The 20,230-nt window shown below is 70.9% G+C and carries 13 protein-coding genes; 9 read left to right on the top strand and 4 right to left on the bottom strand.

Features of this window, described 5'->3' with window-relative positions:
• Positions 1-219: 219 nt before the first annotated feature.
• From SLP03_RS00655 to SLP03_RS00645, 3 genes are all read left to right on the top strand, one after another.
• Positions 220-2,094 (top strand): polysaccharide biosynthesis protein, encoded by a 1,875-nt coding sequence (locus SLP03_RS00655; protein WP_413644075.1) that lies wholly within the window; start codon positions 220-222, stop codon positions 2,092-2,094.
• Between the two features lie 243 nt (positions 2,095-2,337).
• A complete protein-coding gene (locus SLP03_RS00650; RefSeq protein ID WP_319458478.1) occupies positions 2,338-3,525 on the top strand; it encodes a glycosyltransferase family 4 protein in 1,188 nt (395 codons plus the stop codon).
• The gene (locus SLP03_RS00645) at positions 3,522-4,724 is read left to right on the top strand and encodes a glycosyltransferase family 4 protein (protein ID WP_319458477.1); all 1,203 of its coding nucleotides are present in this window, start codon (positions 3,522-3,524) and stop codon (positions 4,722-4,724) included. The genes SLP03_RS00650 and SLP03_RS00645 overlap by 4 nt, the downstream gene beginning before the upstream one ends.
• A gap of 50 nt (positions 4,725-4,774) precedes the next feature.
• Here SLP03_RS00645 and SLP03_RS00640 read toward each other — a convergent pair whose 3' ends face one another.
• Entirely contained in the window at positions 4,775-5,779 is a 1,005-nt protein-coding gene (locus tag SLP03_RS00640) for an NAD-dependent epimerase/dehydratase family protein (protein WP_319458476.1), read from the bottom strand.
• A 300-nt stretch (positions 5,780-6,079) separates the two neighbouring features.
• Here SLP03_RS00640 and SLP03_RS00635 point away from each other — a divergent pair, with 300 nt between their 5' ends.
• From SLP03_RS00635 to SLP03_RS00620, 4 genes are all read left to right on the top strand, one after another.
• Positions 6,080-7,267, top strand: coding sequence for a glycosyltransferase (locus SLP03_RS00635; protein ID WP_319458475.1), 1,188 nt, complete (start codon positions 6,080-6,082; stop codon positions 7,265-7,267).
• Positions 7,264-8,676: an O-antigen polysaccharide polymerase Wzy gene (gene wzy / locus SLP03_RS00630; protein WP_413644129.1), complete on the top strand. Its 1,413-nt coding sequence runs from the start codon at positions 7,264-7,266 to the stop codon at positions 8,674-8,676. Before SLP03_RS00635 ends, wzy begins: the two co-directional genes overlap by 4 nt.
• Before the next feature lie 4 nt (positions 8,677-8,680).
• Positions 8,681-9,973 (top strand): lipopolysaccharide biosynthesis protein, encoded by a 1,293-nt coding sequence (locus tag SLP03_RS00625; RefSeq protein ID WP_319458473.1) that lies wholly within the window; start codon positions 8,681-8,683, stop codon positions 9,971-9,973.
• Between the two features lie 243 nt (positions 9,974-10,216).
• Positions 10,217-13,333 carry a M14 family metallopeptidase gene (locus SLP03_RS00620; protein WP_319458472.1) on the top strand — a complete coding sequence of 1,039 codons (3,117 nt, stop codon included), beginning with the start codon at positions 10,217-10,219 and terminating at the stop codon, positions 13,331-13,333.
• Between the two features lie 143 nt (positions 13,334-13,476).
• On the opposite strand, the gene SLP03_RS00615 is transcribed toward SLP03_RS00620, so the two are convergent.
• Positions 13,477-14,715, bottom strand: coding sequence for an acyltransferase (locus SLP03_RS00615; protein WP_319458471.1), 1,239 nt, complete (start codon positions 14,713-14,715; stop codon positions 13,477-13,479).
• A 324-nt stretch (positions 14,716-15,039) separates the two neighbouring features.
• On the opposite strand from SLP03_RS00615, the gene SLP03_RS00610 reads away from it, so the two are divergent.
• On the top strand, positions 15,040-15,963 hold the full coding sequence (locus SLP03_RS00610; protein ID WP_319458470.1) for an NAD(+)/NADH kinase: 924 nt from the start codon (positions 15,040-15,042) through the stop codon (positions 15,961-15,963).
• Between the two features lie 43 nt (positions 15,964-16,006).
• On the opposite strand, the gene pgm is transcribed toward SLP03_RS00610, so the two are convergent.
• Both pgm and glgC read right to left on the bottom strand, forming a co-directional pair.
• Complete coding sequence (gene pgm, locus SLP03_RS00605; RefSeq protein ID WP_319458469.1) at positions 16,007-17,650, bottom strand: phosphoglucomutase (alpha-D-glucose-1,6-bisphosphate-dependent); 1,644 nt, start codon at positions 17,648-17,650, stop codon at positions 16,007-16,009.
• A 52-nt stretch (positions 17,651-17,702) separates the two neighbouring features.
• Positions 17,703-18,935 carry a glucose-1-phosphate adenylyltransferase gene (gene glgC / locus SLP03_RS00600; RefSeq protein WP_319458468.1) on the bottom strand — a complete coding sequence of 411 codons (1,233 nt, stop codon included), beginning with the start codon at positions 18,933-18,935 and terminating at the stop codon, positions 17,703-17,705.
• A 71-nt stretch (positions 18,936-19,006) separates the two neighbouring features.
• Between glgC and glgA the strand changes: the two genes are divergently transcribed.
• Positions 19,007-20,215 carry a glycogen synthase gene (glgA, locus tag SLP03_RS00595; protein ID WP_319458467.1) on the top strand — a complete coding sequence of 403 codons (1,209 nt, stop codon included), beginning with the start codon at positions 19,007-19,009 and terminating at the stop codon, positions 20,213-20,215.
• The last annotated feature ends 15 nt before the right edge of the window (positions 20,216-20,230 follow it).

Genomic DNA, 20,230 nt, shown 5'->3' with positions numbered 1-20,230 from the left:
CGCGCCGCCCTGACCACCTGCCCGGACGGATTCATACCGACGGCTGCAGCGACGAGCGGCCGCAGCAGGTCATCGCGCCGGAACCGGTTCGCCCATCGACCGGGTTCACCACATCTAGCGGATCTTCTGCCGATGGCATCCACCCTAGCGAGCACGTTCCTTATTGCCTAATTTATACGCATTTTGCCGTCACGCTTCGCATACCCATCAGGAGTACCTATGCCGCCGATCACCACCGCACCGCCGCACACCGCGGACGCACCTGCCCACCGAAAGCTCCGGCGCCCACCGGTCGCTGTCCTGTTGGCCGCCGACTGCGCGGCCTGGGTCGTGGGCCTGACCGCTGCGGTCTGGGCCAGATACGAGTTCGACCTCACCGTCGGCGAGGTGACTCCGGCCCTCGGCGCTGGTCTGGCCGCCGCAGTGCTGCATTTCGGCATCTCGTGGGTGCAGCGCAAGCGCTGGGGCCGGTACCCGGTCGCCAGCATGCAGGAGGCGCAGGCGCTGTCCGCGACAACCGCCTGCACCGGTCTCGCGCTGCTCCTCGCCGTCGTCTCGCTCGCCGACCGCCCGGTACCCGCCAGTACGCCGCTGGTCGGGACCGCGCTCGCGCTGCTCTGCATGCTTACGACCCGCTCCGCGTACCGCCTCCGGAATGACCGGACGCTACGTCCTGACGCGCGCTCCGCAACCCCCGTGCTGCTGTTCGGGCTGGGCTCAGCCGGGCGGGCCCTTCTGCGGGCGTTGCTCAGCGACCCACGTGGCCGGTACCTCCCCGTGGGGCTGCTCGACGACGACCCGGAGAAACGACAGCTGCGCATCGACGGCGTGCCGGTGCTCGGTGGTCGCAGCGAGATCGCCAGCGCTGTCCGGCAAACCGGCGCCACGACAGTGATCCTTTCCGTCGCCAACGCCGACGCGGAACTGATTCGAGAACTCCGCGCGCGAGCGTCGGCGGCGGGCGCCGCGTTCAAGGTGCTGCCCCCGGTCCGCGAACTGGTGGATCACCGGATCAGCGTCACCGACGTGCGCAGCCCCAACATCTCGGATCTGCTCGGTCGGCGGCAGGTGGTAACCGACCCGGTGACCAACGAGAGCGGGCTCGCCGGCCGGCGGATCCTGGTGACCGGGGCGGGCGGATCGATCGGATCCGAACTGTGCCGGCAGATCATGCGGGCCGATCCCGGTGAGCTGATGATGCTCGACCGGGACGAATCAGCACTGCACAGCCTGCAGCTCTCGCTTTCCGGACGGGCCCTGTTGGACGGCCCCGAGCTGATCCTCGCCGACCTGCGGGACCACGAGGGCATCCGGCGCGTCATCCAGCAACGGCGGCCCGACATCATCTTCCACGCGGCTGCACTCAAGCACCTTCCCCTCCTGCAGCGGCACCCGGGTGAAGCCGTCAAGACCAACATCTCGGGGACGCAGGCGGTTCTGGAGGCGAGCCGGGACGTTGCCAAATTCGTCAACATCTCGACGGACAAGGCCGCCGATCCGGTGAGCGTGCTCGGCTATTCCAAGCGGATCACCGAGCGCCTGACCGCCCATGCCGCAACGATCTACCCCGGCACGTTCCTCAGCGTGCGCTTCGGCAACGTGCTGAGCAGCCGAGGTTCCGTGGTGACCGCGTTCCGCGCGCAGATCGACGCCGGGCTGCCCGTCACCGTCACACATCCGGACGTCACGCGTTATCTGATGACGGTGCAGGAAGCGGTGCACCTGGTGCTGCAGGCGGCGGCGATCGGCAGGGACGGAGAGGCGCTGGTCCTCGACATGGGCCAACCGGTCCGCATCGACGACCTCGCTCGCCAGATGGCGGCCCAGGCACCCGGGCCGACCCGGATCGTCTACACCGGCCTGCGCCCAGGCGAGAAGCTGCACGAGGAGCTGTTCGGCCGGGGCGAGCCGGACGTGCGCCCGCTCCACCCATTCATCTCGCACGTACCGGTTCCGCCGCTCAACCCAACCGAGGTCACGGCGCTGGATCCGTTCGACGAGCCGGAGAAGGTTACCGAGCACCTGGCGTGGCTCTGCCACCAGCCAGCGAGCCCGCTCCCGAACGCCGCCCTGGAATCGCTGATCGCCGACTAGGCGGCCTGCCGGCAGTTGTGGCGCAGCGCGCAGCAGCCGGATCCCACCGACCGGTCGGAACAGCCGCCGACGAGCTAGGTCTCGCCCGTCCGACGCAACGCCGCTCAACCAGTCCAGATTGGAAGTCTCATGGCCGCCAGCACTTCTCCGCTCTCCCTCGATCCAGGTGCCTTCGTCGCCACCGAACACAGCGAATCCACCGTGCGGTCCGGCACCGGAGCTGACCCCGGCCGGCGGCTACGGGTGGCCGTCCTGCTGAAGACGAACAGCGGCGGGTTGTGGGTCCTTCCCCAGGTGGAGGCACTTCGCCGCCGCGGCCACCAGGTCGTCCTCATCATCCCGCCCGGTGCCGGCGGACTGACGGCCGAGGCACAGGAGCGAGGTTTTGAGGTGATCGGGTCACCATTCGCCTTCACCTTCCGGCCGAGCCTCTCGACGCTCCGCGGCCTGCGGGAACTGCGCGCATTGCTCCGTCGGCTTCGACCGGACGTCGTGCAGTACCACTTGTACGCCTCGGCGCTGGCGGCACGACTGAGCGCACCGGGACTGCCCCTGCGTCGCGTACACATGGTCGCCGGGCCGCTCTACCTGGAGTCTCCCCTCATCCGCTCGGTCGAACGGCTGTTGTGGCGGCTCGACCATGTGACGATCTGCGGGACGGGCTATACCTCCGAGCTGTACGGCGCCCTTGGGTGCCCCGCCGACCGCCGGCCGGTGGTGACGTACGGCGTCGACACCGATCACTTCGCTCCGACACCGGCGGCCTCCGATCCGCGACCCCATGACCCAGCGCTGGACGAGCGGCGCGCCGGGACGCGGACCGAGCTCGGCATCCCGCAGGATGCCTTCGTGGCCGTCATGGTCGCCTACGTCTACCCGCCGAGGCGTCTCGTGCACCGGGGCCGAGGTATCAAGGGTCACGATGTCCTCCTGGAGGCGTGGCGGATGTTCCGCGCCCACCACCCCCGGGCGCATCTGCTGCTCGTGGGCGGCGGATGGGGGCGTGCCGGCGAGACGCACCGCGAGGAACTCATCGCCCGCTTCGGTGTCACGGCGGACCCGAGCGTGACATGGCTCGCTTCGACCACGGATGTCCGTCCGTGCTACGTCGCGGCGGACGTCAGCGTCAGCCCGTCGTTGTCCGAAGGCCACGGCGCCGCTATCGAAGCGGCGGCGATGGGCGTACCGACCATCGTCAGCGACGCCGGCGGGCTGCCGGAGACCGTCGACGAGACCAGCGGCTGGATCGTCCCGCGAGGTGACGTGGCGGCACTCGCGTCCACACTCGCAGCCGCCTACCGGGAGTTCGAGGCGGGGCAGCTGGGCGCGCGTGGCGAGCAGGCCCGCCGACGCGCCGTGGAACTGTTCGACGAACGGACGGCTGCCGTCGCGGTCGCGGACGTCATCGAAGGCAGTGTGGTGCGCCGATGAGGGTTGTGGTGACGACGGAGGCGCGGCTCTCCCGAACCCCGGACGGAGCGATCTGGACCATCGGCAGTGACGGGCACCAGTTCTGGACGCGGTACCTGTCAGCCTTCGAGCAGGTCCGGGTGGTGGCGCGGGTGCGGGACGTTCCAGAACGTGAGGACGACGCGATCCGGGTCGACGGGGGCCAGGTCGAGGTCTGGGCAGTGCCCCACTATGTCGGACCGCGCGGGTATCTGCGATCCCGGCGGAAGATCCGCCACGCGGTACAGCGGGCAGCCGACCACGACGACGCGGTGATCCTCCGGGTGCCCTCGCAGATCGGCGCGCTGCTGGCCACGGAACGCGACCGGCTGCGGCTGCCGTACGGGCTGGAGGTCGTGGGAGATCCGTACGACGTCTTCGCGCCCGGAGTGATAAGCCACCCGCTCCGACCACTGCTGCGGCAGTTGTTCGCGCGAACCCTCCGTCGCCAGTGCGCATCCGCGGCGGCGGTCTCGTACGTCACCGAACGGTGGCTGCAGACGCGCTATCCCGCTCGTCACGATGCCGTCACCGGCACCTACTCGAGCGTGGACCTGCCGCCCGCCGCCTACGTGCCGCAGCCGCGCCGGTCAACCGCCCCACCACAGGCCCCGACGCTGGTCTCGGTCGGCTCGCTGGACCAGTTGTACAAGGGCGTCGACACCTTGATCGAGGCGCTGGCACAACTGGTGGGCGCCGGCACCGACGTGCGCCTGGTGCACGTCGGGCACGGTCGGTTCCGACCGCGGCTCGAGCAGCTCGTGGCTCGGCTCGGTGTGGCCGACCGGGTTGACTTCCTCGGCGCGCTGCCCAGCGGCGAACCCGTACGGCGGCAACTCGACGCGGCGGATCTGTTCGTCATGCCGTCCCGGACGGAGGGACTGCCGCGGGCGCTGATCGAAGCGATGGCGCGAGGGCTCCCGGCGATCGGGTCCAGAGTCGGCGGGATCCCGGAACTGCTGCCCGACGAGGACCTGGTCGGGCCGAACGACCCGCCCGGACTGGCCAGGGCGATTGCGCGGACGCTTGCCGATCCGGCACGGATGACCGAGGCTTCCGCGCGTAATCTCTCCCGGGCCCGCCACTACTCGGCCGCGTCCCTTGCCGACCGGCGCGACACCTTCTACAGCCAGCTCCGGGACAGTCACCGAGCGGCGGACGCCGTCGAAAGTTCCGCATGACAACGAGCGCCCCTCGTCCGCTGAATGCGGGCGAGGGGCGCTGGCGTGCGCTACGCCTGCGAAGTGGTCACGCTGTACGCCTGGTCGTGCGACGCGTGCTCGACGATGAAGCCGGCCGCCTCCGATTCCGGGGTCACGACGCATCCGCGGAACCAGTCCACCGTGGCCCGGAGTCCCTCGGCGAGCGGCGTGCTGACGACGTCCGGGAAGAGCTGACGTAGTGAGGTGTTGTCCGCCTGCGAGTGCCGGACGTCACCGGGCCGTGGAGCGGCGAACGTGGGCTCGATCGGCCGACCCGTGATCTGCTCCAGCTCCGTCAGCACCGTCCGGAGATCGGTCCGGGTACCGAACGCCAGGTTCACCGGCTGGTCATGGTGCACCGAGCGCGCCACGGCGTCCAGCAGGACCCGGCACACCGTTTCCACGTAGGTGAAGTCCCGGCTCTGGAGGCCGTCACCGTGCACAAGCACCCGATCCCCGTTGAGCACCGCGTGCACGAACCGGGGAATCACCGCGGCGTACGGGTGGTCGTGCCGCTGGCCGGGGCCGTAGATGTTGAAGAATCTGAAGGCGAGAGTGGACAGGCCGTACGACGCCTGGTAGGCAAGGGCGTACGCCTCCGTGGAGAGCTTGCTGACCGCGTACGGGCTGAGCGGCCTGGTCCACAACAGCTCATTCTTGGGCAGGACCGGATTCGCGCCGTACACCGAGGACGACGAGGCGACCACGACATGCGGTACGTCCGCACGGCGCGCCGCTTCCAGGACGCTCAGCGTCCCGGTGGCGTTGGCGGCGTGGGACGACACCGGGTCCGCGATCGAGCGGGGCACGCTCGGAAGTGCCGCGAGATGCACGATCGCGTCGCAGCCCGCCACTGCCCGCGCCAGCGCGTCACAGTCCAGGATAGAACCCCGGATCAGCTCCACGTCGAGGTCGGTGAGATTGCGCTCGAGCCCGGTGGAAAAGTCGTCGATGACGCGGATGTCCGCGTACGGCGCCTCACGCAGTACCACCCGGACGAGATTGCTGCCGACGAAGCCGGCGCCTCCCGTCACCAACAGCCGCATTCGAATCAACGCCCCCACTCTCCGACCGACTCGGCATCGCCGCCGCCCGGGGTCGTCAGTCGACCGAACGAGCATTGACCCGGGCCGGGTGCCTCGCACTCTTGCTTAGACTATAGCCCCAACGTGGACATAAACCAGCGAATATTCCCTATCGACATTAAATCCGCCCGGAAATGCCCATAGCGGGGCGCTGACTCTGATAGAACGCTCTCGACGGATTCCCCCGGGGAGTCGGGCGGGGCCGTCCGGCACCGAACACGACCTGATCCCGACCAGCTGAGGAGCCATGTGTCCACCCAACAGATCGACCCCGCACGGTTGGCGGCCTCCCAGAACCGCCCGGCTCCCGTCCGGGTGATCCGGATACTCGGCTCGCTGGACGTCGGCGGCGCGGAGCAGCGGAGCCTCGAGCTGTTGCCGAGGCTCGTCGCGGCGGGGGTGATCCCACACTTCGTGACGGTCAGCGGTCGACGGGGATCACTGGCCTCCGAGGCTGAACGGCTCGGCGCCAGCGTGCATCCACTTCCGATCGACCTTCGGTTTCCACTGCGATTCCTGCGGCTGCTGCGGCGGATCCGACCCCGTGCCGTCCACTCCGACCTCGCCACGTTCTCCGGCGTCCCCCTGTTCATCGCCGCACTCGCCGGCGTACCGGTGCGGATAGCGCACTTCCACTCCGACGGGGACGGCCGGGAAGACACGCGCCGGCGGAGGGCGCAGCGCGCCGTCATGCGGAAGCTGATCGCTGTGTCGGCCACCGACATCATCGGTGTCGCGCCCGGCGCGCTCACCTACGGCTACCAGCCGTCGTGGACATCCGACCCCCGCTGCCGGGTGGTCGCCAACGGCCTCGACCTGAACCGACTCCGACGGCCCTCCGACTTCGACCTGCGCGCGGCGGTCGGCGCCGCGGCGGGGGAACTGGTCTGCCTCTGCATCGGCCGACCGGACCCGGTCAAACGACGGCCTATGTTGCCGGCGATCGTGGCGGCGTTGCAGACCGGCGGGATTGCCGCCCGAGCCGTGCTGGTGGGACCGCGGGATCCCGACGACGATGCGGAGGTCCTCGAGGCGGCCCGGGCACACGGCGTCGCGGACCGTGTGCACCTGCTCGGGCCACGGGACGACGTGGGCACCCTGCTCCAGCAGGCGGACGTACTCATCCACCCGGCGCGCCGGGAAGGCCTGCCTGGCGTGGTGCTGGAGGCCGTCGGGCTCGGGACGCCCGTCGTCGCCAGTGACCTCCCCGGGGTGCGGTTCATCGGCGAACACCTCACCGGTCTCACCATGGTGGACCTGGCCGCGCCGCCCGAAGCGTGGGCCGGGGCGGTGCAGGCGCTCGGACTTCGGCCCGGCCGGCCGCACGGCACCGAGGACGCGCTGCGGCGGTTCGCCTCGAGCGTCTTCTCGCTCGAGGCCGCGATGAACCGGTACCTGACCCTGTACCGTGCCCGATCCGACGGCGGGCGCCGATGATCCAGCGCACGCGCGGCGCGCGGCCGACCCTGCTCCTCTCGGCGACCGTGCTCGCGGGGGTGCTCCTGTTCGCCGACGTGATGAACCGCTCCGAGCGAGCTGCCGCCGTGATCACGCTCTTCATCGCGGTGGCCGGAATCGTCTCGCTCATGCGCCTGATACCCGGCCGGCCGTTCACCGTCGGCTCGGTGTACCTGCTGCTCTTCGCGCTGTTCCACGTCGGGGCACTGCCGTACGTCATCACCGGATCGGCACCGGCCATGCTGGCCGGCGAAGGAGGCTGGTTCGACAGCCCCTCCCGATCGGCGGCGATCACCGGCGTGGCGGTGAGCCTGCTCGCCTTCATGGCGGGCTATGCCGCGGTCCTCTCCGTCCGGCAGGTCAATCCGCCTCCGGCCCTGCCGGATCCGGAACCCACGGCCCCCACGCAGCGGCACGGCCTGGGAATTCTGGGTATGTTGCTGGTCGCGGGTGGCGTCGTCTTATGGCTCGCCGTGGTTGTCGCCGTCAGCGGAACGGCGTTCGTCACGCAGAGCTACGACGGCTTCCTGAGCAGGACAGCCGGCGCCCCGTTACCGTTCGCCTATCTGTTCATCGGGGTGGGACTCGGCGCACTCGGGCTCAGCCCCGACACGCCGCTGCGGCGCTGGGGACTGGTTGCCTTTGCGATCTTCGCGATTCCCGCCCTCGTCATCGGTCTCCGCGGCGAGGTGATCTTCCCGGCGGCCGCGTGGCTCATAGCGGTCGCCCGCCGCCGGCAAATCCGGGTCCGGGCGTGGCATGTCCTGGTGCTCCTCGCTGGTCTTGCCGCGGGTTCGGCGGTCCGTCAGATACGCCAGGTGGGGTTCTCCCCAGATCGACTTGGGCAGGTGGCGATCAACCCGCTGGACGGGTTAGTCGAGCTCGGTGGCTCGCTCCGACCCCTCGTCGAGATGCAGACCTGGCACGCCAACGGGGAACCCTTCGTCGGCTGGGGCACATACTGGGCTCCGGTGGAGCGGCTCCTCCTCGGTCGGATACTCGGACTCGCCGTGCCGCCAACCAGCGACGATCCTCGGGTTTTCGCCGCCACCGTTCAGGACCACATCGGGCCGATCGGCGGCTCGCCGGCCGCCGAGTCGTTCCGGTCCGCCGGCCTGCTCGGGATCGTGGTGGTGCTGGGACTCATCGGCCTCCTGGTGGGATGGCTGGACACTCGGCCAGTCGACTCGATACCCGGCTCCGCCGTCGCGATGATCGCCTACCCCCTCCTGGTGTGGGTCCGCAACGACTTCACGCCCGTGGTGTTCGACATCGTGGTGTGCCTACTGATCATCTGCGCCGCCAAGCTGCTGGACGCGGTGCTGAGTGCGCAACGTAGACGCCCGCCACTGGCGGTCCCGCCCCGGCCACCCGTACCGGCGAGGTAGTTCGGTGGCACGCACCCGCACCACCGCCGTGGCCCTGTTGACCGGGGCGAGCGCGCTGTCGGCCATGGCCAACAGCGGCGCCGCCGTGGCCGCCACGATCGTGCTACGGCCCGAGGAACGCGGTGTCATGGTGCTCGTCTCGTCGCTCAGCGCGCTCGTGGCCCTGGTCGGACCGCTGGGCACCGGAACCGCGCTACGCTCGCAACTCCCCCGCGTCGACAGTGACCGACACCGCATCTCCCTGCTCGCCTCATACCTCTGGGTGACCGTCGGCGCGGCCGTCGTCGGGGCCGCCGTCGCCACCGTCGCCGTACGCCTCTCCGCGCCCGCCATCGACGCGAGCCTCGCCGACCTCCGGCTCCTCGTCGCCGTCGCCGTGTCCACGCTCGCCCAGATACTGCTCCTGCAGTCCAACGAACTGGCTTTCGCCGTCGGGGATTTCCAGCGCGGCGCCGCGTGGAACGTGGCCTCGGTTATCGCCGGTCTCGCCGGGCTGCTCATCGCCGTCGCGATCTCCGCCCAGGCATGGCTGCTGTTACTGCTGCAAGGCACCGGACTGCTCGGGGCCTCGCTCGCGCGCTGGCTCGCGCTGCGCCGACGAGGCCTCATTCGACTGGCGGCTCCGTCGCGGCGGATGCAGCTCGCCCTGTTCCGACAGGGCGTCCCGTCACTCGGTCTCAACATCGGCCTCGTCCTGGCCCAACGCGCAGATCGCTACATCCTCGGCATCGTGGCCGGCACCGCCGCCGTCGGGATCTACTCGCTCGCGGCCACGTTAAGCGGAGTGGCGAGCCTGGTGCCTCTCGCGATCGGCCAACTCTCGATGCGCGACGCCGCCACTCGGAGCCTCCCAACCTGGCCGGGAGGTCAGGTTCGCGCGGCCGTCGCCAGCGCCGCCCTGACCAGCGTCGCCGTCGCGATCGGCGGCTGGCTCCTTGTGATCCCGATCTTCGGTCAGGACTTCGCGCCAGCGCGTCACCTCATCGTCCCGCTGCTCGTCGCGGAGATCTGTCTCGCCCCGTACTGGGTCGCTGCCCGCGCGCTGGTCGGCGGAGGATGGAGCCGGACGGCCGCGATGATCGGCGTCGCCAACGCCGTCGGGGCGACCGCGCTCTACGGGGTTGCCATCCCGATCTGGGGGATGGTGGGCGCAGCGGCCGCGTCCAGCGTGCTGTACGGAGGTCTGTCACTGTTGACCATGGTCCTGCTGTCCCGCCGACTGCGCGGTCACGCCGCCCCCCTGCCCGGCATCACGGAGGGCATAACGATGGCGGACCGCGTGCCGAGTACACGCTGAGGGCGGTCGCCCGTCACTGGCCTGGCTGGCACGGGTTCCGGCTCCTAGCGCGCAGCGGCCGGGAGCTGGGCCGTGACGCAGCCCCCAGCCCACGTCTTACTGGCTCGACCGGCCCGTCGGCGCCCCGCTGCTCCGCTGACGGCCCACGGGGTCCACGGTCAATATCGCCCGGCCGTCTCATTGACATCGGTCTCCGCCACCGGGAAGGCTCGCCATACAGGTCCTTCCACCAAAGGGGGCGCGATGAGACCGACACGGCTGGCGATCGCCGGCGTGTTCACTCTGGTCGGCGCGATGGCGCTGACCGCACCGGCGAGCGCGCGGCCACCGTCCGATCCGGGCGGCCGCGACAGCTTGGAGGTGTACGTCGGCACGGTCAACGCCCAGCAGCTCGACCGGCTGCGGGCCGCCGGGGTCGACCTGGACGAGGACCACCGGTCCGCCGACGCGAACGGCAGCACGACGATCGAGACCGTGCTCACCCGGCGGGAGGCGGCCCGGCTCACCGGCCAGGGCGTCCCGCTGAGCGTCAAGAAGGTGCACGGCAAGGACGCCTCACAGGCGCTGCGCGAGCAGGCCGCCGCCGGCTGGAAGGCGTTCCGCTCGTACAGCGAGCCCGGCGGCATCCGGGACGAGCTCACCGCCACCGCCGCCCGGTTCCCCGGGCTGGCCAAGGTGGAGACCCTCGGCCGTACGGTGCAGGGGCAGCCGATCCTCGCCGTCAAGGTCACGAAGAACGCCCGGACGGTCGCGGACGGCAAGCGTCCCGCGGTGCTCTACGCCAGCACCCAGCACGCCCGAGAGTGGATCACCCCGGAGATGACCCGGCGGCTGCTGCACCACGTGCTGGACAACTACGGCACCGACGCGGAGATCACCCAGCTGGTGAACACCACCGAGCTGTGGTTCCTGCCGGTGGCCAACCCCGACGGCTACGACCACACCTTCACCCCGGGCAACCGGCTGTGGCGCAAGAACCTGCGGGACAACGACGGCGACGGACGGGTCACCAGCGCCGACGGCGTCGACCTGAACCGCAACTTCGCCTTCAAGTGGGGGTACGACGACGAGGGCTCCTCACCCGAGCCGAACAGCGACACCTACCGGGGCACCGGCCCCAACTCGGAGCCGGAGACCAAGGCCCTGGACTCGCTCTTCAAGCGGGTCGGCTTCGAGTTCTTCATCAACTACCACTCGGCCGCGCAGCTGCTGCTCTACGGCGTGGGCTGGCAGGTAAGCACGCCGACCCCGGACGACGTCATCTACGAGGCGATGGCCGGCGACGACGGCCACCCCGCGGTGCCCGGCTACGACCCGGACATCTCCGCCGAGCTGTACACCACGAACGGCGACACCGACTCGCACGCCCACGTCCGGTACGGCACCCTCGGGTTCACCCCCGAGATGTCCACCTGCCAGACGGCCGCCGCCTCCGACCCGGACGACCAGTGGCGGCCGGAGGACTGCGTCAGCGGTTTCATCTTCCCCGACGACGAGAAGCTGATCTCGGCGGAGGTGGCGAAGAATCTGCCCTTCGCCCTCGCGGTGGCGAAGTCGGCGGCCGACCCGGGCGACCCGGTCTCGGTGGTCGGCCGGAGCACCCCGGACTTCCGGGTGGACACCTTCGACACCTCGTACGGGCGGACGCAGCAGGTCGCCTCGATCGCCCGGCGGGCGCTGAAGGACGTCCGGATGCACTACGTGGTCAACGCCGGCCGGCCGAAGACGGTGCAGGTCCGCGAGTGGCGCGGCGGTGAGCGGTACGGCGACACGAACGACGACTACTACGCCGAGCTGCGCGGCACGGTGACCGGCACCAAGCCGGGCGACCGGGTCGAGGTCTGGTTCACCGGGGTCAAGCCCCGCAAGGGCCCGGTGGCCAGCGAGCACTTCACCTACCGGGTGCACTCCGACATCGGCGGTGACGTGCTGGTGCTCGCCGCGGAGGACGTGACCGGGCTCAGCCCGGTGCAGAACGCCACCAGCGCGAAGTACGCCGGCCAGATCGCCGCCTCCGTCGAGGCCGCCGGCCACCACGCCGACGTGTACGACTTCGACGCGATGGGCCGGAAGGCGCCGCACCCGCTCGGCGTGCTGTCGCACTACAAGGCGGTGGTCTGGGAGACCGGGGACGACATCATCCTCCGCTCCCCGGGCCAGGTCGGCGGCACCGCCGCCGAGGCCGCGCTCACCACCGAACTGGCCGTCCGCGACTACCTCAACGAGGGCGGCAAGGTGCTGGTCAGCGGCAAGTACGCGCTCTTCGCCCAGGGCGCCAACGGTTCGTACGTCTACCGGCCGGGCGCCCCACCGGAGTGCACCCACCCGGACGACGTGACCTGCCTGCCGCTGCTCAACGACTTCCAGCAGTACTACCTGGGGGCGTACAACTACGTCAGCGACGGCGGCACCGACCCGAACGGCGACCCGTACCCGGTACGCGGCTCGGACGGGGTGTTCGCCGGCTTCGACGGGCAGCTCAACGCGGCCGGGTCGGCGGGTAACCAGGACCACACGGCGTCGTTCCTCACCACGTCGAGCTTCCTGCCGCCGGCACAGTTCCCGCAGTTCGCCAGCTCCGCGACCGTGGACTGGGCGCGACCGGGCGCGGCGCCGTTCGACCCGCGGACCGGCGACTGGTACCTCTACAGCGGCCGGGCCGACGAGTCGTACAAGCGGCTCACCCGGACCGTCGACCTGACCGCGGCGTCCGCGGGCCAGCTGCGCTTCTTCACCTCGTACGACGTCGAGCAGGACTGGGACTACCTGATCGTCGAGGCGCACGAGGTGGGCAGCGACCAGTGGACCACGCTGCCCGACCTCAACGGGCACACCGGCACGGCGACCGGGGAGAGCTGCCAGTCCGGCTGGGTGGCGCAGCTGCACCCGTTCCTCGGTCACTACCAGGGCGCCGACTGCTCCCCGACGGGCAGCACCGGCACCTGGAACGCGGCCACCGGCGCGTCCAACGGATGGCAGGAGTTCGCCGTCGACCTGTCGACGTACGCCGGCAAGAAGGTCGAGGTCTCCATCTCGTACGTCTCCGACTGGGGCACCCAGGGTCTCGGGGTGTTCCTCGACGACGCCCGGGTGATCGCCGACGGCGCCGTGGTCTCGGAGACCTCGTTCGAGACGGCCGACCTGGGCGGCTGGACGGTGGCCGGACCGCCGGCCGGGTCCGCCGGCGCGCCGAACGACTGGGCGCGCAGCCAGCAGGCCTTCGAGGAGGGCTCGGCGGTGGTCACCGACGACTCGGTGTACCTCGGTTTCGGCCTGGAAGGGCTGACCCCGGCGGCCCGGGACGACCTGGTCGCCCGGTCGCTGGCCCACCTGAGCGGGGGCAACCGCAGCCGGTCGTGACGCTGATGGCGGGCGGGTGCCCCGGGGACGTCCCGGGGCACCCGCCCGCTCCCTGCTGATGGGCCGCTGGTACGGGCCCGGAAGGCGGAACCAGCGCGGGAACGGCCCCGGTCAGCCGCGGCGACGGCCCGGCCCCGGTCGGTTCAGCGGGAGGTGCCCGCCATCGCCGGCGCCAGGGGCAGGGACGGTCCGTCGACCGCGGGCAGCGAGTGTTCCTGCCGCCCGGCCACCGGGTCGGCGGCCACCGGCGACGCCGCCTTCCGGTCGAGGTCGGTCCGCGCGGCGGACGACCGGACGGGCGGCGACTGCCGCAGGAAGTCCGAGGAGAGACGGGCCTCGGCGAACCGGCGCCGCAGCCAGCCGGCGACCGGCTTCTCGACGAGCCGGTACACCAGCCACGAGATCACCAGGAACGTCAGCACCACGACGAGCAGGGTCGCCCACGGTGGCAGCATCCGGCGGAGGTGGTAGATCATCGTCCAGCCGATGAACTCGTGCAGCAGGTAGAGCGGGTAGGTCAGCGCCCCGGCGGTGGTGAGCCAGCGCCAGCCCACCGCGAACCGGCGGGTCGCCACGGCGGCCATGATCAGGAAGAACAGCGTCATCACCGCCGCCTCGACGACGGCGACCTGCGTCGGGGAGAACACGTTGTGGACCGGTCCAGTCGGCGTTATCGTGCCGATCATTTCCAGCGCGACGAGCCAGGACGCCCCGACCAGGCCCCAGAGGTAGATGTTGGAACCGTGCCGGTAGATGAGGTAAAGCGCCATGCCCGCAACGAAGCAGGCGGAGTCCCTGGGGACCAGCAGCTTGGTGAGCAGCGGGAAGTGGCTGGTGGCGAAGAGGCTGGCGACCAGCCAGCCCGCGGCGAAGAGCAGCACCCGGCGCGGGGTGTACCCGCGGACCATCACGAACACCCCGAAGAGCAGGTAGAAGCGCAGCTCGACCGAGAGGGTCCAGTAGACGACGTCGACCCGCTTCACCCCGATCAGGTCCTGGAACATGGTCAGGTTGGTCAGCACGTCACCCGGCGACAGCGGCTTGGCGACCACCGGCCACAGGGTGACCACCGCCGTCGTCGCGAGCACCGCGAACCAGTACGCGGGGTAGAGCCGGGTGATCCGGGCGGTGGCGAACTGCGCCAAGCTCCGCCCCTCGGCGCTCATGCAGATCACGAAACCGCTGATCAGAAAGAAGAGGTAGACGCCCAGCCAGCCGAACTGGGTGACCACGGCCAGCTCGGGTAGCGCCGAGCCGTTCGGGACGCCCCAGGGCTTGGCGAAGATGGTGAAGTGGAAACCCACGACGAGGAGCGCGGCGACGAGCCGCAAGCCGTCGAGGACGTACAGGCGCGATGAGGGGGCCTGGGAGGGCGCTCTCACATGATCTCCCGGTGACGGTGCTCGGCCCCGCCGCCGTCGTGCGACCAGAGCTCTCATGACTGGTCCGCCGCCCCCGCCGGCTACAACCAGCCCGGAAGCTAGCATTCAGCCGAAAGTGCAGCAAGGTCACGCTCTGCATGGTCGACGGTCCGCCCGGGTGAGCTCCCCGACGGCCCGGGACGACCTGGTCGCCCGGTCGCTGACCCACCTGACCGGCGCGCCGCGCCGGTAGCGGTCCGCGGGTGTGCGCCGGCGGTGGAGCCACCGCCGACGCAGCTTCCGGTACGTCCGACGCGTCCGACGCCGATGTGGTGAGCTGTACGGGTGGCGGGACTGGGTCTGGTGCTGCACCCCACCCGGGACGTCTCCGAGGTGGTTGGAATCATCGAACGGTGGGCGTCGCGCCACCGCAAGACGCTGATGGTGCGCGCGGAGGACGCGCACCGGGTGCCGTCCAGCGTCGAGCCGGTCCCCGCCGGGGAGGTGGCCGCCCGCGCGGACGCGCTGATCAGCATCGGCGGGGACGGCACCATGCTGGGCGCGCTGCGCATGGCCGTGCGCAACCCGAGGCCGGTGCTGGGGGTGCACCTGGGGCGGCTGGGGTTCCTCGTGGAGGTCGAGCCGCCGGAGCTGCCGGCGGCGCTGGACCGGATCAGCGCGCACGACTTCACCGTCGAGTCGCACGCCTGCCTGGCCTGCGACCTGTGCGGCGACGATGTGGTGGCCTTCAACGACGTCGCGCTGGTCCGCCAGCCCGGCTCCGGTTTCGTCACCGCCACCCTCGCCGTGGACGGCCAGCGGTACGGCTACTACCGCTGCGACGCCCTGGTGGTCAGCACGCCGACCGGCTCGACGGCGTACAGCTACGCCGCGGGCGGCCCCCTGGTCTCCCCGGCGGCGGATGTGGTGGTGGTGACCCCGTCGGCGCCGATGGCCGGCATCTCCCGGTCGGTGGTGCTCTCGCCGGATGAGAGCATCCGGCTGGAGCTGCGGCCGAACTCCGCGGCGGTCGCCGTCGAGATGGACGGGCTGGTGATCCGGGAAGCGGCGACCGAGGGGACCGTGGACATCAGCTACCGCCGCGACGCGGGTCTGGTGGTCCGCTTCGACCCGCGGCGCTACCAGGAGCGTAACCAGTTGAAACTGAGCCTGCTCGACCTGCCGTTCCTCCCCGACCAGCTCCGCGAGCTGCTCCCCGAGGAGCTGCAGGAGCAGCGCCACCAGCGCGAGCTGCCGCCACCCTGCTGACCGGGGCCGCCGCCCGGCGGCCGGCGGCCGGCGCCGACCCTGCTCAGGCCTGCGCGAGCACCCCGTCGACCAGGGACTTGGCCTCCTCCTGGATCCGGGCCAGGTGCTCGGGGCCCTGGAACGACTCGGCGTAGATCTTGTAGACGTCCTCGGTGCCGGAGGGGCGGGCGGCGAACCAGCCGGAGGCGGTGGTCACCTTTAGACCGCCGATCGGGGCGTTGTTGCCGGGTGCGGTGGTGAGGGTGGCGGTGATCGGCTCACCGGCCAGCTCGGTCGCCGTCACCTGCTCCGCGGAGAGCTTCGCCAGCACCGCCTTCTGCTCCCGGCTGGCCGGGGCGTCGATCCGGGCGTACGAGGGGGCGCCGAAGCGGTCGGCCAGCTCGGCCCAGTGCTCGCTCGGGCTCCGCCCGGTGGTGGCGATGATCTCCGAGGCCAGCAGGCAGAGCAGGATGCCGTCCTTGTCGGTGGTCCAGGTGCTGCCGTCGCGGCGCAGGAAAGACGCGCCGGCGCTCTCCTCGCCGCCGAAGCCGACCGCCCCGTCGAGCAGCCCCGGCACGAACCACTTGAAGCCGACCGGGACCTCCAGCAGCGGGCGGCCCAGGTCGGCGGCCACCCGGTCGATCATGGAGGAGGAGACCAGGGTCTTGCCGACCGCCGCGGCCGGGCCCCAGGCCGACCGGGTCCGGAACAGGTGGCCGATCGCCACCGCGAGGTAGTGGTTGGGGTTCATCAGGCCGCCGTCCGGGGTGACGATGCCGTGCCGGTCGGCGTCGGCGTCGTTGCCGGTGGAGACCTGGTAGTCGGCCCGGGCGGCGATCAGCGAGGCCATCGCGTTCGGCGAGGAGCAGTCCATCCGGATCTTGCCGTCGCCGTCCAGGGTCATGAACCGCCAGGTCGGATCGACCAGCGGGTTGATCACCGTGAGGTCGAGGCGGTGCCGCTCGGCGATCTCCCCCCAGTAGGCGACGCTGGCTCCGCCGAGCGGGTCCGCGCCGATGCGCACCCCCGCGTCCCGGATCGCGTCGATGTCGATCGCGGCGGGCAGGTCGTCGACGTAGTGGGCGAGGAAGTCGTACGTCCCGGTGGTGTCGGCGGTACGCGCCCGCGCGTAAGGGATGCGCTTCACCTCCTTGAGGCCGGCGGCGAGGATCGCGTTGGCCCGGTCCTGGATCCACTTCGTGACGTCGGTATCGGCGGGGCCGCCGTTGGTCGGGTTGTACTTGAACCCGCCGTCGTCGGGCGGGTTGTGCGAGGGGGTGATCACGATGCCGTCGGCGAGCCCGCTGGTGCGGCCCCGATTGTGGGTGAGGATCGCGTGCGACGCGGCCGGGGTCGGGGTGTAGCCGTCCCGGCTGTCCCGCAGCACCGTGACGTCGTTGGCGGCGAGCACCTCCAGCGCGCTGACCTCGGCCGGGGCGGAGAGCGCGTGGGTGTCCCGGGCCAGGAAGAGCGGCCCGTCGAGGCCCTGCTCGCGCCGGTAGTCGCAGAGCGCCTGGGTGACCGCGAGGATGTGGTCCTCGTTGAAGGCGTTCTTCAGGCTCGACCCGCGGTGCCCGGAGGTGCCGAAGGAGACCTGCTGCGCCGGGTCCGCCGGATCCGGGTGCTCGGCGTAGTAGGCGGTCACCAGCCGGGGCACGTCGACCAGGTCAGCGGGCTCGGCGGGCTGGCCGGCACGGGGATGGGCCACTGCGGGACCTCCTGACGGGTTGGTGCGTTCTGCGGTGACGGGCGGGGCGGGCTCAGGGCTCGACGTGCTGGCCCTTGCCGATGACGACGATGCCGTTGTCGGAGACGGTGTAGCGCTGGCGGTCCTTCTCCAGGTCGACGCCGATCTCGGCGCCCTCCGGGACGTACACGTTCTTGTCCAGGATGGCCCGGCGGACCACCGCGTGCCGGCCGATGTCCACACCCTCCATGAGCACCGCGCCGTCCACGTGCGCCCAGGAGTGCACCTTCACCTTGGGCGAGACGATCGAGTTCTCCACCAGCGAGCCGGAGATCACCGCGCCGGGCGAGACCATCGAGCCGACCGCGCGGCCGACCCGCTCCCCCCACTGGTGGACGAACTTGGCCGGCGGGTACGGCGGCTGGTTGCTGTAGATCGGCCAGTCGAAGTTGTAGAGGTTGAACACCGGGTGCACGTTGATCAGGTCCATGTGGGCGTCGTAGAAGGAGTCGAGCGTCCCCACGTCGCGCCAGTAGCCGAGGTCCCGGTCGGTGCTGCCCGGGACCTCGTTGTCCTTGAAGTCGTAGACGTTGGCCTCGCCCCGCTCGACCAGCATCGGGATGATGCTGCCGCCCATGTCGTGCTTGCTGGTCTTGTCCTCCGCGTCGCGCTCCACGGCCTCGCAGAGCGCCCCGGTGGTGAAGACGTAGTTGCCCATCGAGGCGTAGATCTGGTCCGGGGCGTCGGGCAGGCCCACGGCGTCGGTGGGCTTCTCGCGGAACGCCCGGATCCGCCGGCCGTCCTCGCCGACCTCGATCACACCGAACTGGTCGGCCATGGACAGCGGCTGGCGGATGCCGGCGACCGTCACCCCGGCGCCGGAGGCGATGTGGTCGTCCACCATCTGCCGCGGGTCCATCCGGTAGATGTGGTCGGCACCGAAGACGATCACGTAATCCGGCTGCTCGTCGTAGATGAGGTTGAAGCTCTGGTAGATGGCGTCGGCCGAGCCGGCGAACCACCACGGTCCGCGGCGCTGCTGTGCCGGCACCGGGGTGACGTAGTTGCCCAGCATGGTCGACATCCGCCAGGTCTTGGTGATGTGGCGGTCCAGCGAGTGGGATTTGTACTGGGTCAGCACGACGATCTTCAGAAAGCCGGCGTTCGCCAGGTTGGAGAGGACGAAATCGACCATGCGGTACATCCCGCCGAACGGGACGGCCGGCTTCGCCCGGTCGGTGGTCAGGGGCATCAGGCGCTTGCCCTCCCCGCCGGCCAGGACGATCGCGAGCACCTTTGCAGCCATGTCACGACGCTATCCATCCGGCTGCAACTTCACCACTCGTACGACCGGACTTCTGCACTAGGGTGCGGGGGATGAACGACTCCGCACGGCTCCGCGTCGATCTGCTCACCCGGGAATACCCGCCGGAGGTGTACGGCGGCGCCGGGGTGCACGTCGAGTACCTGGCCCGCGAGCTGCGTCGGCTCACCGACGTCCGGGTGCACTGTTTCGGGGCGCCGCGCACCGAGCCGGGCGTCACCGCGTACGCCGAGCCGGCCGGGCTGGCCGGCGCGAACGCGGCGCTGCGCACCATGGGCGTGGACCTGGAGATGGCGGCCGGCTGCGCCGGCACCGACGTGGTGCACAGCCACACCTGGTACGCCAACCTGGCCGGGCACACCGCGAAGCTGCTGCACGGGGTGCCGCACGTGGTGACCGCGCACAGCCTGGAGCCGCTGCGGCCGTGGAAGGCCGAGCAGCTCGGCGGCGGGTACGCGCTCTCCTCCTGGTGCGAGCGGACCGCCGTGGAGGCCGCCGACGCGGTGATCGCGGTCAGCGAGGGGATGAAGCGGGACGTGCTGACCGCGTACCCGGCGGTCGACCCGGACCGGGTCCGGGTGGTCTACAACGGCATCGACACCTCCCAGTACGCCCCGGACCCCGGCACCGACGTGCTCGACCGGCTCGGCATCGACCCGTCCCGCCCGAGCGTGGTGTACGTCGGACGGATCACCCGGCAGAAGGGGCTGCCCTACCTGCTGCGGGCGGCCCGCCACCTGCCTGCCGACACCCAGCTGGTGCTGCTCGCCGGCGCGCCCGACACCCCGGAGATCGCCGCCGAGGTGGAAGGCCTGGTCGCCGAGCTGCGGGCGAACCGCTCGGGGGTGGTCTGGGTGGCCGAGATGCTGCCGAAGCACGAGGTGATCCAGGTGCTCACGCACGCCACGATCTTCGTCTGCCCGTCGGTCTACGAGCCGATGGGCATCGTCAACCTGGAGGCGATGGCCTGCGAGACGGCGGTGGTGGCGACCGCCACCGGCGGCATCCCCGAGGTGGTCGCCGACGGCGAGACCGGCCTGCTGGTCCCCATCGAGCAGGCGACCGACGGCAGCGGCCGCCCGCTGGACCCGGAGCGCTTCGTGGCCGACCTCGGCGCGACGATCAACGAGCTGCTGGCCGACCCGGCGCGGACCGTCGAGTTCGGCCGGGCCGGCCGCCGGCGGGCCGTCGAGCACTTCTCCTGGGACGCGATCGCCGCCCGCACGATGGAGGTGTACCGGTCGGTGGGAGCGGCAGGTTGACCCGAGCGCGAAGCG

The sequence above is a fragment of the Micromonospora sp. RTP1Z1 genome, from assembly GCF_033804685.1.
Lineage (GTDB): Bacteria > Actinomycetota > Actinomycetes > Mycobacteriales > Micromonosporaceae > Micromonospora.
This window is presented reverse-complemented; position numbering and strand designations above follow the sequence as displayed.

Bases quoted from the DNA above. Each gene is read 5' to 3' on its own strand.
- glgC (WP_319458468.1), bottom strand. From the start codon at position 18,935: ATGGCTGCAAAGGTGCTCGCGATCGTCCTGGCCGGCGGGGAGGGCAAG.
- SLP03_RS00645 (WP_319458477.1), top strand. From the start codon at position 3,522: ATGAGGGTTGTGGTGACGACGGAGGCGCGGCTCTCCCGAACCCCGGAC.
- wzy (WP_413644129.1), top strand. From the start codon at position 7,264: ATGATCCAGCGCACGCGCGGCGCGCGGCCGACCCTGCTCCTCTCGGCG.
- SLP03_RS00655 (WP_413644075.1), top strand. From the start codon at position 220: ATGCCGCCGATCACCACCGCACCGCCGCACACCGCGGACGCACCTGCC.
- glgA (WP_319458467.1), top strand. From the start codon at position 19,007: ATGAACGACTCCGCACGGCTCCGCGTCGATCTGCTCACCCGGGAATAC.
- SLP03_RS00620 (WP_319458472.1), top strand. From the start codon at position 10,217: ATGAGACCGACACGGCTGGCGATCGCCGGCGTGTTCACTCTGGTCGGC.